Origin of the sequence: Serratia sp. JSRIV006, from assembly GCF_019968685.1 — a bacterium.
GTDB lineage: Bacteria > Pseudomonadota > Gammaproteobacteria > Enterobacterales > Enterobacteriaceae > Chania > Chania fonticola_B.
This window is the reverse complement of sequence record NZ_CP074137.1, coordinates 3604403-3619600: the sequence shown is the minus strand read 5'-3', so window position 1 is coordinate 3619600 and position 15198 is coordinate 3604403. Positions and strand designations below refer to the sequence as shown.

Genomic DNA, 15198 nt, shown 5'->3' with positions numbered 1-15198 from the left:
AATCTAAACCTATTCCTAACCAGGAAACATCTTTCAACAGCTTGTGTTGTACGTCAGCCACATTGTTCCACTAAAATAAGGGTTTTACAGCAGGGTTGGCGGGTACAAGCGTGCGTCTGGATAGAAAAATCTCTTCTTTTGAACACCTGATCTACCGTAATTACCGTATCGTCCACGGGGTACGGATCGGGTTGGCCTTTATCCTGACCTTCCTGCTGATCCGGCTATTGGCGGTGCCGGAAGGTACCTGGCCGCTGATCACGCTGATCGTCGTGATGGGGCCGATCTCTTTTTGGGGTAACGTGCTGCAACGGGCGCTGGAGCGTATTGCCGGTACGGTGTTTGGTGCGGCCTCTGGCCTGATTGCGCTATACCTGGAGCTGTATTCGCTGCCGGTGATGCTGGCTTGGTGCGGGGTGGTGATGTTTGCCTGTGGCTATCTGACGCTCGGCAAACGACCCTATATGGCGTTGCTGGTGGGCATTACGCTGGCGGTGGTCATCGGTGCCGGGGCTGGCGATATCTCTATCGCACTGTGGCGCAGTGGCGATGTGATTTTTGGTTCGTTGCTGGCGCTGTTGTTTACCAGCATCTACCCGCAGCGGGCTTATGTGTTGTGGCGAATGAAAATGGCGGATTGCCTGGAGACGGTAGGGAAGATCTACGGCGCTTACCTTTCACCCAACATGATTGAGCGGCCCCGACTGGAGCCTCGGCTCAAAAACTTGCTGGGCGATGTGGTGAAGCTACGCACACTGATCGCCCCCGCCAGCAAAGAGACTCATATCGCCAAACCGGTCTTTGAAGCGGTACAGACCCTGAGCCGCAATCTGGTTTGCACGTTGGAGCTGTTAGCCGATGCTTACTGGGCCTCGCGTGAAACCCATTTTATTATGCTCAATGCCAAAACCTTGCGAAGTTCACAGCTGTTGACGCAGCGCGCTATCGAATCGCTGGCGAGTATTATGCGGGAAGGTGAGCCTCTGCATGCACAGGTTATTGCCGGGGAACTGAGCGATATCTCCGCAGAGCTGAAGACATTAATGCAAGAGGCCAGTGCCGCTCAACTCAGCGAAGCCCCGATCTATGGCTATGTCTGGCTGAGCATGGAACTGGCGCAGCAGTTGGAAGAGTTGGGCGATCTGCTCAAGGTCTGTACGGCCAATACTCAGGAATAGTGGATCAGATCATGAAGCAGGTGCATCAGGATAGGGTCAATGCGCTAAAGTGGGTAAGATAAGGCAATGACAGTTGTGTCTGACGGCCACAACCCTGTATCTTGGTATCATTGTGGCCGTAAGCAAATGAATCTGTGTATTACTAAAGCAAGGGTATAAAGATGGATAATGCAAATAAGCCGAGTTTCCAGGACGTTCTGGAGTTTGTGCGTATGTTCCGCCGTAAAAACAAGCTACAGCGTGAAATTGTCGACAACGAAAAGAAAATTCGTGACAACCAGAAGCGTGTGCTGCTGCTCGACAACCTGAGCGAGTACATCAAGCCGGGCATGAGCATTGAAGACATTCAGGGCATCATCGCCAACATGCGCGGTGACTATGAAGATCGCGTTGATGATTACATCATCAAAAATGCCGATCTGTCGAAAGAACGCCGCGATCTGTCCAAAAAGCTGAAAGCAATGGGCGAAGTGAAGTAATTCGCGTCAAGCAGGGCTGGGGATCTCCCGGCCCTGCGTCTTTTCAGGGGCGCAGCGCCCCGAACGACCATAAAGAATAACGATATGTTACCGTGCTATAGCAAATCTGCTTAAAGCCGCTACGCTAATGTTATAAATAGACTTTGCCCAATCGCTTTCACGATGTTGCTTGAAGGACGACGGGTATAAATTTCTTCGCCAGCAGAGGCTGTCATCGATGGCAGAACCGCAACTCAGCACCTTTCTCAACCTGGACGAGACGCTCCATCCTCCCCGTATCTTGGCATCTGGGGATTGGGTGTTGGCACATTATCGCCTGTTGGAACCCTCCGTTGGGCAACTGCAAGCCCGCTTGCCGGCCGATGTGGTGTTCGATCTCAGCCAACTGGGCAGCCTGGATACCGCAGGTGCCACCTTGCTGGTCAATCTGCTGGGTGACAAACGGATATCCGATCTCAAACAGTTAGCCCCCACGCTTCCTGTGGAACGCCGCGTGCTGTTGGAAACCGTTGGCCGTGCTTTGCAAGGTTTTGAGCCGCCACCGGCAGAAAAGCCGCCCGGTCTGGCGATCGAACTGCTGGCCAACGTCGGCCGGTCGATGGAAAATTTCTGGCACAACCTGGTTGCCCTGCTGGGGTTTATCGGCCTGACGTTGCAAACCCTGTTTGCCAATCTGCTACGCCCTACGCGCTGGCGGATCACCTCACTGGTAGCCAATCTCCAGCAAATTGGCCTGAACGCGGTGCCGATCATTATGCTGCTGACCTTCCTGGTAGGGGCCGTCATCGCTTTCCTGGGGTCAACCGTCCTGTCTACCTTCGGTGCCAGCATCTTTACCGTGCAACTGGTGGTGTTTTCCTTCCTGCGAGAGTTCGCAGTGCTGCTGACGGCTATCTTGATGGCGGGCCGTACCGCCAGCGCCTTTACCGCAGAGCTTGGGCTGATGAAGGCCAATGAGGAAATAGACGCTATTCAGGCGATGGGCCTGAACCCGGTTGAACTGCTGGTGCTGCCGCGTGTGTTGGCGCTGCTCCTGGCGTTGCCGATGCTGACCTTCATAGGCATGATTAGCGGCATCTTTGGCGGCATGGTGGTTTGTGCCCTGACGCTGGATATCTCACCCACCATGTTTTTAACCATCATGCAGAGTAGCGGCGGTTTTCAGAACTTCCTGGTGGGGATGAGCAAGGCGCCGGTATTTGCGTTCCTGATTGCCATTATCGGCTGTTTGGAAGGGTTTAAAGTCAGCGGTAGCGCCGAGTCGGTAGGGGCTCATACCACCGCCAGCGTCGTGCATTCAATCTTTGTGGTGATCCTGCTGGATGCGGTCGCTGCACTGTTCTTCATGGAGATGGGCGTGTGAGCCAGACGACCCCTGAAGCCATTATTCGCATCCGTAAATTGCGAAACTGTTTTGGCCCCCAATGCGTGCATGTGGACCTCGATCTGGACGTGCGCCGAGGAGAAATCCTGGGCGTGGTCGGTGGTTCGGGCACCGGCAAGTCCGTGCTGTTGCGTAGCATCGTTGGTCTGCGCCGCCCAACCGCTGGACAGATCCACGTCTTTGGCGAGGATCTGATGGCGCTCTCTGGTACGCGCCGCTCTGTGCTGGAAAGGCGGTTTGGCGTGCTGTTTCAGCGTGGTGCCTTGTTCAGCTCGCTGACGGTGACGGAAAACGTGGCGCTGCCGCTGATTGAATACGCAGGCTTACCGCGCCGTGATGCCGAGCAGCTGGCCCAGGTGAAGCTGGCGCTGGCCGGGCTGCCTGCCAGTGCCGGCAACAAGTATCCGGCCTCGCTTTCTGGCGGCATGGTCAAGCGTGCCGCGTTGGCCCGATCGCTGGCGTTGGATCCGGAAATCGTATTTCTGGATGAGCCAACGGCCGGGCTGGATCCCATCGGTGCCGCCGCCTTTGACAGCCTGATCCGCACGTTGCGCGATGCCTTGGGGTTAACGGTGTTTCTGGTCACCCACGATCTCGATACGCTTTATACAATCTGTGACCGGGTAGCGGTACTTTCGCAGAAGAAGGTGCTGGTGGTGGATACGCTGGAGGTGGTGGCCGCCACTGACGATGCCTGGATCCAAGAGTATTTCCACGGCCCGCGTGGGCGGGCGGCACAGCAGGCCGTAACGAATATCCCAGAGAGGCAATAACAAATGGAAACCCGTGCGCATCATGTCTTGATTGGTTTATTTACGCTCATTATTTTCACTGCCGTGCTGCTGTTCAGCCTGTGGCTAACCAAGTCCGGCACCGATCGCCAGTTCAAGCAGTACGATATCGTGTTTAATGAAGCCGTCAGTGGCCTGTCACAGGGCAGCACGGTCAATTACAGTGGGATCCGTGTGGGGGAAGTCACTCAGCTGCGATTGGATCCCAATGTGCCGACCAAAGTCTGGGCGCGCATTCGGGTCACGGCCTCTGCACCGATCCGTGAGGACACTCAGGCTCGCCTGGCGATAGCTGGCATTACCGGTACGTCCAATATCCAGCTCAGCGGTGGGAGCGAAACCAGCCCGATGCTGACAGGAGAGGATGGGGCAATCCCGGTGATTGTCGCCACGCCATCACCGTTGACCCAGTTGCTCGCCAATGGCGAAGATGTGATGAGCAATGTCAACCAGGTGCTGGTGCGTTTGAATCAGCTCATGACGCCGGACAATCAGCAGCGTTTGGTGAATACGCTGGATAATCTGGAACAGATCACCTCTACCGTAGCCGGGCAACGTGAAGATATCCGCACCATCTTGCAGCAACTGGCGCTGGTGACCAAGCAAAGCAACGATACGCTGGCGCAGACCAATCGGTTGGTGCGCAATGCTAACGTGTTGCTGGACGGGCAGGGCAAGCAATTGGTGGCCAATGCGGCAAATACCATGGCTTCGCTTGAGAAAACCACTGCACTGCTCAACAAGCTGATTGGTGAAAATCAGCAGTCACTGAATAGCGGCATCCAGGGATTCAACGATCTTGGCCCGGCGGTAGATGAATTACGCAGAACCTTATTGACCTTACGCGGTGCCATGAGCCGCCTGGAAGAGAACCCGTCCGCCTTGCTCAGGGGCCGCGAACGTACCAAGGAGTTTACCCCTAAATGATTAAGCTAAAACTTCGCCAGATGCTTCGGTTGTTGGTGCTGGTGGCCGTGATGCCGCTGGCCGCCTGCACCATTTTGCCGGAAAGCCCGATACAGCAGGTGTATTTGCTGCCAGCCCAGCCAGTGGCCGTGGCAGGGGGCCAGGCGTCTGAACGCTCGGTACGTATCGTGCAGCCCAATACCAGCCAGTTTTTGAACGGTACGCGCATTGCTGTGCAGCCTCAGGGTGCGGAGATCACCTCTTTTAGCGGTTCACGCTGGAGCGATCCGGCCCCGTTGTTGTTGCGTAATCGCCTGATCCAGGAGTTCCGTACTAACGGCCATTTCCGCTCGGTGAGCAGCGACGATGACAATTTACAGGCAGATCTTGAGCTAGGCGGCGATTTGTCCTCCTTCCAAGGGGTCTATAACGGGGATCGGGGCGAAGTGGTGATCCGCTTTGATGCTCGCCTGGTTCGCACCTCCGATCGCCGAGTGATGGCCAGCCGTAGTTTTGCGGTGCGCGAGCCGATCCACGGCACATCGATGGACAACGTCGTGCAGGCCTTTGGCCTGGCCAGCGATAAGCTGGCAGCGCAGACGCTGGCATGGGCGCGCCAGCAGGCGGCTAATTAAGACTCGTCGGCCATGGCCTTTAACCACTGGATAAAGGCGTTGATTTTAGGCCATTGCCGGTCCGAGAGCGTGGAAATGTAGTAGCGCTGGGCGCATTGCATTTCCATGCCGGGGAAGGGCGCGATAAGTTCGTTATTCTCCAGGCGCTTACTCACCAACTTCTTGCGGCCCATGGCAATTCCCACGTGGTTCATGGCCGCGATCACCGCCAGATCCGAACGATCAAACCCCATACCGCGCTGGCCTTCAGCAAACTCCAGGTCAAAGTGTTTAGCCCAGGTATTCCATTCCCCAATGTCCGAGTCGTAACTCCATGCCTGACGATCGTGCAATAACGTGCAGCGGCGCAGGTTGGCGGGATTACCCGCTAGCTCATGGCGCTCGGCGTACTCCGGGCTGCAAACGGGCACAATCGACTCATCCATCAAATGCTGGCAATCGAGTTTCTCCGGCGTTTTATCATCAAAATAGATCGCCAGATCGATCCCCGCACCGTGGAAGTTCACCATTTCGTTACCGGTGAGAATATTCAGGCTGATGGCCGGATATTGGCGATCGAAATCTGCCAGCTTGGGCACCAGCCAGCATTGGGCAATCGACGGGCGGGAGTAGATAGTCAGGGTGCCAGACAGTTCCTGACTTTTAATCTCCAGTATCTCCTGATTGAGATAGCTGAGTGACGATTTCAACACCCAGAACAACCGCTCGCCCTCAGGGGTGAGTTCGATCCGGCGGTGAAAGCGCTGGAATAGCTTGAAACCCAACTCGGCTTCCAGATTGTTGATCCGATGGCTGACGGCGCTGGGGGTGATCGCCAACTCTTCGGCGGCAAGCACGAAGGAGCCTTGCCGCGCGGCAATCTCAAACGTATGCAGCTTGGCTAGCTGATAGCCATTCAGGTGCCTGTTGCGGGCGAGCTGGTGCTTGTCGTCGTACATGGTTATCACCGGTGAAATAAACCAGATTATATCGAAGCTGGGGGTTTAAAGATGAAGCAATGTGAGTCAAAGACAGAAATAGTACCAAATGTTGACCGAAATCACCTGATTGATTGAATCTGGTTCATGTGAAGAGGCGTTTTGATCGTTTGTCAGCGCTGGGGCGTTAGTTTCCAATAGGAGTGAAATTTATCCTGGAAGGACGCTGAACATGGACTCGCAGATCTGGGTAGTCGCTACGTTACTAAGCAGCATCATTATCATTATTCTCACTATCGTAAAATTCAAGATCCACCCGTTCCTGGCGCTGTTGCTGGCCAGTTTTTATGTGGGGGCCCTGATGGGCATGAACCCGCTGGAAATGGTCAATGCCATTGAAGGCGGTATCGGCGGGACCTTGGGCTTCCTGGCGGCGGTGATTGGTTTAGGCACCATTCTGGGCAACATGATGGAAGTGTCCGGGGCGGCAGAACGCATTGGCATCACCTTGCAAAAGTGCCGTTGGCTGTCGGCTGACGTGATCATGGTGCTGGTGGGGCTGGTCTGCGGCATTACGCTGTTTGTTGAAGTGGGCGTGGTGTTGCTGATCCCGCTGGCGTTCTCGATTGCCAAAAAAACCAATACCTCCTTGCTGAAGTTGGCGATCCCGCTGTGTACCGCATTGATGGCCGTGCACTGTGTGGTTCCTCCGCATCCGGCGGCGCTGTTTGTCACCAACAAGCTGGGTGCCGATGTGGGCTCGGTGATTGTGTATGGTTTGATTGTCGGGTTGGCCGCCTCGCTGATCGGTGGGCCACTGTTCCTTAAGCTGGTCGGCAAGCGTCTGCCGTTCAAACCCGTACCCGCCGAGTTTTCCTCCGTGGAGGTACGCAACGAGCAGGACTTGCCTTCGTTGGGTGCCACACTGTTTACCGTGCTATTGCCGATCATTCTGATGTTGGTGAAAACCGCAGCGGAACTCTATATGGCCAAAGACAGTGCGCTGTATACCTTCCTGGAGTTTATCGGCAACCCGATCACCGCCATGTTTATCGCCGCCTTCGTGGCCTACTACGTGCTGGGGATTCGCCGCAACATGGGCATGGGCACCTTGTTGACCAAAACCGAAAACGGCTTCTCTTCCATCGCCAACATCTTGCTGATTATCGGGGCCGGCGGTGCATTCAACGGCATATTAAAAGCCAGTGGGCTGGCAGATACGCTGGCCGTGATCCTATCGAATATGGACATGCATCCGATCTTGCTGGCCTGGCTGGTGGCTATCTGCCTGCATGCGGCGGTGGGGTCGGCCACCGTGGCGATGATGGGGGCGACGGCTATTGTTGCCCCCGTATTGCCGCATTACCCTGGCGTCAGCCCGGAGATCATCGCGTTGGCTATCGGCTCTGGTGCCATCGGTTGCACCATTGTCACCGACTCGCTGTTCTGGTTGGTTAAACAATACTGCGGCGCGACGCTCAGCGAGATGTTTAAGTATTATACCTCGGCCACCTTTATTGCTTCGCTGATTGCGCTGGGAACCACATTCCTGCTTTCTTATATCATCTAGACCAAAAGAGACTATTTATGAATACGTTAGACATTGAAAACCTGGTAGTGAAATTTCCTTTGGTGCAACGGCTGATGGATTTGGAAGCGGTGACCTGGTTCAACCCCAATACGACCACGCTGGAGGAAGGGTTACCTTACGTCGGGTTGACGCAAAATGATGTCGCCGAAGCCGAAGCGCGCTTGCAACGCTTTGCTCCGTATCTGTGCCTGGCCTTCCCCGAAACGCAGCAAACGAACGGCATTATCGAGTCTGAGGTAGTGGCGATCCCGGCGATGCAGGGCGCGTTGGAGCAGCGTTATAAGCAGGCGATCGCGGGCAAGATGTGGTTGAAAAAGGACAGCCATTTGCCGATTTCTGGCTCCATCAAGGCCCGTGGCGGCATCTATGAAGTGCTGACCCATGCGGAAAAGCTGGCCATCGAGGCGGGCATGCTGTCTGTAGACGACGATTACAGCATCCTGTTTAGCGACAAGTTCCGCCAGTTCTTCAGCCAGTACAGCATTGCGGTGGGCTCAACCGGTAACCTGGGGATGTCGATTGGCATCATGAGTGCCAAGCTGGGGTTCAGCGTCAGCGTGCATATGTCTGCCGATGCCCGCGCCTGGAAGAAGCGCAAACTGCGTGAGCACGGCGTTAACGTGGTGGAGTACGAGCAGGATTATGGTGTGGCGGTGGCTCAAGGGCGTAAGCAGGCGGAGTCTGACCCGCACTGTTTCTTTATCGATGATGAGAACTCGCAAACCCTGTTCCTCGGCTATGCGGTGGCCGGTGGTCGCCTGAAAAAGCAGTTTGCGCAGATGAACATCCAGGTTGATCAGGACCATCCGTTATTTGTTTATTTGCCCTGCGGCGTAGGCGGCGGGCCTGGCGGAGTGGCGTTTGGTCTGAAGCTGGCGTTTGGCGACCATGTGCACTGCATCTTTGCCGAGCCGACGCACTCACCTTGCATGCTGCTGGGGATCCACACCGGGTTGCACGATCACATTGCGGTGCAGGACCTGGGGATTGATAACGTCACGGCGGCGGATGGTTTGGCCGTCGGCCGGGCTTCCGGGTTTGTCGGGCGTGCCATGGAACGCTTGCTGGATGGTTTCTACACCCTGAGCGATCAGGAGATGTACGACCTGCTTGGCTTGCTTGCCGCTGAAGAGAGCATTCAGTTGGAGCCTTCTGCGTTGGCTGGCATGGCGGGGCCGGCTCGAGTCTGCGCCGACCCACATTATCTGGACCACCACCAGATCGACGCCCAACGGATCGCTAATGCCACGCATTTGGTGTGGGCAACCGGTGGCGGTATGGTGCCTGAGGAAGAGATGGCCAAGTACCTCGCAGCCGCAAAACGCTAGCGCTATATGCGGTTAAATGGGTGTAGCATCATGCTACGCCCGTTTGGTCATGCCTTACCTCCATAGTTTGGCCTTGATCAGCCTATGTCCTTGATACGAAATTAATAATAAGAATTTCGCCTATTAAAAGAATTGCTATCATGTCAATGTTTACTATAAGTCGGATCCTGTTATTCTGTGACGGATAATATTTTCTCAGCTCTGTCGCTCTGGCTGCCACAAACATTAAAACGGTAGAGTCATTAACTGATAAGCGAGTAACATGAAACACTATTAATAGCGCGCTTGCCAGGCTGCGTCCCAGAATTGGTTCAGACTCCTGGTGTGTTCTATAAAAATAGCTGCGCCTCCTGTTATGGACACTATGGTGAAAAGAACGACTTTGGCAAACATTCTTTAATTTGATAAAATTCAGATGTGATATTGCTAAAGTCTAGGGTGTTTCATATTTGAGACTAAAATTCGATACGTTTAAGACGCGTTGTGATTTATTGTATGTTGTAGTTAGTACAGTAGAGCAATTGATAGTCTGAATAAATGTAATTTTTTTAGATAAAAGATCTATACATCTGGCACAGGAGGCATCCTAATGGATGTGATTATAAAATCAAGGAGGAACGTATGAATACGGTTTCTAAACCTCAAAATAATCAATCTGCGTTATTATCTCAATATTGCGCTATGAGTTCGTATACCGAATCAGAAATATGTCAAGCAATTCTCAGAGCATCAGCGTGTCATCAGCCCGGCTCCTGCAATTTTGGGTTTCTTGCATCGACAGCGGACGATGCTGCACAAGAAGGTGAACACGGATCATCAAGTTTGGAATATCGCCCCAGAGAATGATTCCCGAATAAAGCTAGGACTTGAATATAGTGGTTTTCCTTATCCAGTAGAGCTTTTGCACGAACATGCTCATCTAACTATTGATTTGGAAGCAGGTGACCTCGTACTGCTAAATGGTAATCTCGTTCATGCTGTACTTGGTGGTAGCGGTATTTCTGCACGGCAACGCCTGTTGATTACTTGTTTTATGGGGCAATTACCTACGGGGGAGGTTGTCTGGTGGACCTGAAAAGACAACAATATAGGCAGATTATATGATGCTAACCAAGAATGCCTGGGCCTCGTACGGCACAACCATGCTTTTTGTTCTGCTTTGGGGCAGCGGAGCAATTTTCTCACGCTGGGGGCTTGACCACAGCTCAGCGTTCGCCATCCTTACCTTGCGCTTTATTCTCGCGCTGTCACTGCTCGTCGTCATCGCCAGCTTTAGCGGAGGATTGCTGCCGAAGTCGGGCACTCGTGGGAAAGTAGCACTGACAGGAGTGTTGCTTATTGGCGGTTATTCGATTTGCTACTTTCTGGCTCTCGAGCATGGGGTCACCCCTGGCGTACTTGCCACTATCCTTGGCGCACAACCCATCCTTACATTGGTGCTTACCGAGCGGAATTTCTCGTTAGCTCGTCTAGGCGGTTTGGTATTGGCTCTGTGTGGCTTGACTCTGGTGGTATTTGAAGGGCTAAGCTTTGCTAGGATGTCGGTCCTGGGATTGGCTTTTGCCCTGTTGGCACTAGTCAGCATGACGACAGGGACGCTATTACAAAAAACAGTGCAGCAGTCACCCCAGGAAGTGATGCCTCTTCAGTATCTTGTCAGCTTGGTATTCTGCCTTTGCTTTGTGCCATTTAAACCCTTTGAGGTCGACTGGGGAGTGGGGTTCCTATTGCCACTGTTATGGCTGGGTTTGGTTATCTCCGTTGGAGCACAGTTTTTGTTGTATCGACTGATCCGCAGTGGAAATATGGTCAACGTGACCAGCCTTTTCTATTTGGTTCCTGTTGTTACGGCTGTCATGGATTATCTGTTCTTAGGCAACGTATTACCGGCACTCAGTTTGCTAGGTATGGCCGCAATCCTATTGGGTTTGGTGTTGGTATTTAGAGTTGGCCAGAGAAAGACTAATAATAGCGAAAACAAATGATTTTTTTCGCTTCAAGCTGTCGTTTTCGTGGCAATTGTTGGTGAAAAATCAATTGACCGACTTGTTAAGTCGCGGGCGCTCACATACAGTTATTACGTTAATGTCATGATTACATTAATTTTATCGAATAAATTGGCTTCCCTTTGACGTGGCACCTTGTGCTTCAATTTTTAGGACAATAATCACTCATATTGGCCATGGTTGATTTTGGTCAGGGGAAGGTTGATGTCAAATATTTTCAGATGAAGATTTTTGGCCCCCATCGCCTCAGCCCTTTTGACGTGGTGTTCGGCATATTTTTCGGCAAACGCTCGGTTTTCGAAAAAGTATATTCCACCCGCCTCGCCAGTATGCTCATTCTCAGTCCAGATCTTGGAGATGAAACCCGGCTCTTGATTGATGCTTTCGGCCAGCGATTGCGCATTTTTGGACAGGGTTGCACCAAGCTGGTCGGCTGGGAAACTAAAATCAATCTGTAAAATGACACTCATGTCGTGATCCTTTTCGTGACGGGTGGTTGTATAAGAAACAGGGTTATTCCGTGGTGTGCTCTGCAACAGGGGGTAACTGTGCGTTGAGACGGTTAAGCAATGTCTCGGTGTCAACGTAACCCGAAGATAGCAGCGATATCTCACCTTGACGTTCCAGCAATAGGGTGGGGAAGGAGCGAACGCCCCATTGGCGACATAACGCAAAGTCCTGGCTAACCGCCTCTCTGGCCTGTTGTGACGTAAAGGTTTGGCTGAATTCTTCAAATGGCAGGCCAACCTGGTCGCAGATGTCACGATAAAACGCCACGGTTTTAGGATCCTGCCCATCTACATAGAATTTGTACTGGCTTGCTGCGAGAAACGGCAACGTTGCCGAGGAAGGCAAACCCCGCTCAACCAACAGCAGAGTAGCTGTTGCTACCGCCCGGCAGGCCGGCTCGGTATCGTAGTTGAATTGCTCTGCTTCCAGCAGACTGAAACCAAAAGGTTGGCCGGTTGTTTTCTGGATGTGGCGCCACTCCTCCCTTAAGAAGGCTTTGAATGCCGAGTTCCAAGCATCGCCGCCACCAGCGCGCAAGCCACCCATGGTCATCACAAAACTCAGGCCATGTTGATTGCAATACTCCGCCAGTTTCTTCACCACGGGTGAAATGCCCCAGCACCAGGAGCACATCGGATCGCCGACGTAGCGAATGACTACATCGCTGGGCGTAGTGGGTTGCCGTTGTGCATCAGAGGGCTCGTCAGGCAGTAGACAACTGCCGGTGGTGGGATCGCATTGCATCATGTGGAAACTCCAAGCTGGGTTGAGAGCGCGATCGTCATGATATTTGACAGCAAAAATTAATAAATAGACTATAAAAGCTAACTCTGTTCAATATTTGTGAACAAATGGACAAACTTGCAGCCATGGCCACTTTTGTCAAAGTGGTTGAAACCGGAAGTTTCACCCGTGCGGCTATCGCCATGGGGCTTCCCAAAGCGCGGATCTCCCAGCGGATTAGCGATCTTGAGCGCGTCCTGAGCGTGCGCCTGTTGCATCGAACGACCCGGGCGTTGAGCCTGACGGAGGATGGCAGCGCCTATTTTGAGCGCTGCCAGCATATTCTCGCGGAAATTGATGAGTTGGAAGGGGGGCTCAGCGGCGGGGTGACAACGCCGAGCGGCAAGATCCGTATAGAGGCTTTGGCCTCGATTGCGCGTTGGATCCTCGCACCTCAGTTGCATGACTTTCAGGCACGTTTTCCAGAGATCGTGGTGCGGCTTGCCAGCAGCGATCGCATCAGTAATTTGTTTGAGGAAGGGATTGATTGCGCTATTCGTGGCGGCATACTGGAGGATTCAACGCTGGTGGCCAGGCACGTTTGCGATGTGCAGATGGGCCTTTATGCTTCCCCTCATTTTCTCCGCTCAGCGCGAGCTATCAGACAGCCTGAAGATCTTCAGCATCATCGATGGGTTGGGGGTTTTGGCATTCAGCGCGGTAAGCAGCTTACCTGGCATCTGCAATCGGCAAGCCAGAGCATCGCGGTAGTAGGCAACAGCAGCCTGCTGATCGAAGATCCCGATGTGGCCATGAGTGCTTGCCTTACCGGGGCAGGTATCTGCTCCGGAGCCCCCTTCGCGGTGGAAAGCTATGTGAAGAGTGGGCTCTTGCAGCCGGTGTTACCCGAGTGGCACTTTGCTCCACGACCCATTCATATTATCTACCCCACCGGCAAGCATTTGTCGGTTCGGGTGAGAAGCTTTGTGGATTGGTCATTTGCGCTGATGAAAACCCATCCGCTGTTGGCTATGACGCCTTTAGCGCTGGCAAACTCACTGAGTTGAGTCGTTTGAAGGCTGGTTAACCGGGGGGTAAAGAGGTGGATGGCGTTGCCGCACATCCACCTGATAATCGACGATCAGTGAAGCTTTTTACCATCAACAATGATGTGGTGCGGGCTACGTGCCTTCGGATGGATGAAGAAATGCCCTTCCTGAGCGCTATCCGTGTTGATTGGCACCAGAGTGATATTTTTCGCTCCGGCCGCTTTATTATGTAGTGCATAAATAATGAAGGGGATGACCAGCACCACCAGGAAGCAAACGACCAGTAAACCGGCATAGACGTCGTTAGCTTCTCCACCCGGTAGCCCCGAAGGAGGGAAGAAGGAGACGACAAAGGCGACCAGAGAGGTCAGCAATCCGATGACCGCCACCGCAATTTTAACCCCATTGCCTCCTGGTATATTAAAGGTGCGTTTGTTATTCGGCTGTTTGCGGATCAGCTGGATATAAGCCAGGAATAACAGGAAATAGCTGCAAAGATAAATTACCACCGTCAGCGCCAGCGCAATCAGGAACGACATGTTATTGCCGCCCCCGGTATTGGTCAGCACAATCAGTGCCACCGAGGTGATGAGTAACTGGGAAATGACCAGCACTACCGGGACGCCGTTTTTGTTCATTTTGGCAAAGCGGGCAGGCAGGATCCCTTGTTGTGCCGTCACTAACATCCCACGGGAAGGCCCGACAATCCATGCCGCGATCTCAGCTAGCACGCCCAGGAGCAACAGCGCAGCGATACCGCGGATAGCCCATTCAAAGCCCGTCCCCAAATGATTGATCAGCACCGTGAAGGTTTGCATCACGCCCGCAGAGAGGTTGATTTGCTCATGGGGGATCACGGCGGCAATGGACAGCCCGCCGACTGAACTCAGGCAAATCGCCGCAAACATCAGCAGCAGCATGGCGAGCGGATAATCGCGGCCCGGGTTTTTCATCTCATTGACGTGAGTAGCCGATGCTTCGACCCCCATATAGCTTAGGATGAAGGCCACAAACACCACTAACGTGCTCATGCTGGTGAAGTCCGGCCAGAAGGTTTCGGCATTCATTTCAATCGCAATGGGAGCACCAGAGCGCAGATAAGTGACGGCCAGGATCACCAGAATGGCGGCTGGCAGCAGGATACCGGCAAAAAAACCAATCTTGGCGATGCGAGCGGTATTTTTGGTGCCGCCAAACTGAGTCAAGGCCAGGCCCCATAAAATAATCAGTGCGGCGACGGTTTTAACTATCGGATCGTTATTGAGCTCGGGCCAGTTAAGAATATAGGACAGCGCCCCTAGCACGAAGTAGAGCATCGGGATAAAGCCGATCGCGATTTGCAAATAGCCAAACGAAATAGCGGCAAACCCCCATTTCTCACCCAGGGTTTTAGAAACCCAGGTAAACACGCCGCCCTCCTGCCAACCCTCAACCGTTGCCATTTCAGCGGCACACAATCCTACCGGAATGAACCACAGCAAGCCGCCAAGGATCAGGAAGAAGGTCAGTGAAAAACCAGAGGTCGCAAACGTTGGGTATTCGTAAACCGCCATCACCATTGATGCCGTTATGGCAAAAAAGCCCAACAGCGTGAGTTGTTTTGGCGCAGCGATGATTTGAGAGGTAGCCATGGCAATTCTCCTGGGACAAGCGAAGATGCTTGCCAGTTGAGTTCTTATGGTTAACAGGAGTGGCGAAGAG

15 protein-coding genes are annotated in these 15198 nt (G+C 53.4%); 11 read left to right on the top strand and 4 right to left on the bottom strand.

The features are described 5' to 3' along the window. Positions 1–110: 110 nt before the first annotated feature. From KGP16_RS16800 to KGP16_RS16775, 6 genes are all read left to right on the top strand, one after another. Entirely contained in the window at positions 111–1178 is a 1068-nt protein-coding gene (locus tag KGP16_RS16800; protein WP_223500019.1) for an FUSC family protein, read from the top strand. A 161-nt stretch (positions 1179–1339) separates the two neighbouring features. Further along, positions 1340–1657: a PTS system regulator TmaR gene (gene tmaR / locus KGP16_RS16795; RefSeq protein ID WP_024528076.1), complete on the top strand. Its 318-nt coding sequence runs from the start codon at positions 1340–1342 to the stop codon at positions 1655–1657. A gap of 217 nt (positions 1658–1874) precedes the next feature. Further along, complete coding sequence (locus KGP16_RS16790; RefSeq protein WP_223500018.1) at positions 1875–3020, top strand: ABC transporter permease; 1146 nt, start codon at positions 1875–1877, stop codon at positions 3018–3020. After that, positions 3017–3814: an ABC transporter ATP-binding protein gene (locus KGP16_RS16785; protein ID WP_021805834.1), complete on the top strand. Its 798-nt coding sequence runs from the start codon at positions 3017–3019 to the stop codon at positions 3812–3814. The genes KGP16_RS16790 and KGP16_RS16785 overlap by 4 nt, the downstream gene beginning before the upstream one ends. A 3-nt stretch (positions 3815–3817) precedes the next feature. Next, positions 3818–4759 carry an MlaD family protein gene (locus KGP16_RS16780; protein ID WP_021805833.1) on the top strand — a complete coding sequence of 314 codons (942 nt, stop codon included), beginning with the start codon at positions 3818–3820 and terminating at the stop codon, positions 4757–4759. Beyond that, positions 4756–5373, top strand: a complete 618-nt coding sequence (locus tag KGP16_RS16775; protein WP_021805832.1) for an ABC-type transport auxiliary lipoprotein family protein — start codon at positions 4756–4758, stop codon at positions 5371–5373. Before KGP16_RS16780 ends, KGP16_RS16775 begins: the two co-directional genes overlap by 4 nt. Here KGP16_RS16775 and dsdC read toward each other — a convergent pair. Then, a complete protein-coding gene (gene dsdC, locus KGP16_RS16770; RefSeq protein ID WP_021805831.1) occupies positions 5370–6311 on the bottom strand; it encodes a DNA-binding transcriptional regulator DsdC in 942 nt (313 codons plus the stop codon). The genes KGP16_RS16775 and dsdC overlap by 4 nt on opposite strands. A gap of 211 nt (positions 6312–6522) precedes the next feature. Between dsdC and dsdX the strand changes: the two genes are divergently transcribed. The 4 genes from dsdX (at position 6523) to KGP16_RS16750 (ending at position 11194) form a co-directional block, all read left to right on the top strand. Then, on the top strand, positions 6523–7860 hold the full coding sequence (gene dsdX, locus KGP16_RS16765; protein WP_021805830.1) for a D-serine transporter DsdX: 1338 nt from the start codon (positions 6523–6525) through the stop codon (positions 7858–7860). A 17-nt stretch (positions 7861–7877) separates the two neighbouring features. Continuing rightward, entirely contained in the window at positions 7878–9209 is a 1332-nt protein-coding gene (locus tag KGP16_RS16760) for a D-serine ammonia-lyase (RefSeq protein ID WP_223500017.1), read from the top strand. A 787-nt stretch (positions 9210–9996) separates the two neighbouring features. Then, complete coding sequence (locus tag KGP16_RS16755; protein ID WP_223500016.1) at positions 9997–10284, top strand: hypothetical protein; 288 nt, start codon at positions 9997–9999, stop codon at positions 10282–10284. 28 nt (positions 10285–10312) lie between these two features. Beyond that, positions 10313–11194 carry a DMT family transporter gene (locus KGP16_RS16750; RefSeq protein WP_223501542.1) on the top strand — a complete coding sequence of 294 codons (882 nt, stop codon included), beginning with the start codon at positions 10313–10315 and terminating at the stop codon, positions 11192–11194. Positions 11195–11376: 182 nt separating this feature from the next. On the opposite strand, the gene KGP16_RS16745 is transcribed toward KGP16_RS16750, so the two are convergent. After that, on the bottom strand, positions 11377–11685 hold the full coding sequence (locus KGP16_RS16745; protein ID WP_094981616.1) for a monooxygenase: 309 nt from the start codon (positions 11683–11685) through the stop codon (positions 11377–11379). A gap of 43 nt (positions 11686–11728) precedes the next feature. Continuing rightward, positions 11729–12472, bottom strand: coding sequence for a DsbA family protein (locus KGP16_RS16740; protein WP_223500015.1), 744 nt, complete (start codon positions 12470–12472; stop codon positions 11729–11731). 104 nt (positions 12473–12576) lie between these two features. Here KGP16_RS16740 and KGP16_RS16735 point away from each other — a divergent pair, with 104 nt between their 5' ends. Beyond that, positions 12577–13515: a LysR family transcriptional regulator gene (locus KGP16_RS16735; RefSeq protein ID WP_223500014.1), complete on the top strand. Its 939-nt coding sequence runs from the start codon at positions 12577–12579 to the stop codon at positions 13513–13515. A 74-nt stretch (positions 13516–13589) separates the two neighbouring features. On the opposite strand, the gene gadC is transcribed toward KGP16_RS16735, so the two are convergent. Further along, positions 13590–15128, bottom strand: a complete 1539-nt coding sequence (gene gadC / locus KGP16_RS16730; protein ID WP_021805825.1) for a glutamate:gamma-aminobutyrate antiporter — start codon at positions 15126–15128, stop codon at positions 13590–13592. Positions 15129–15198 lie beyond the last annotated feature (70 nt).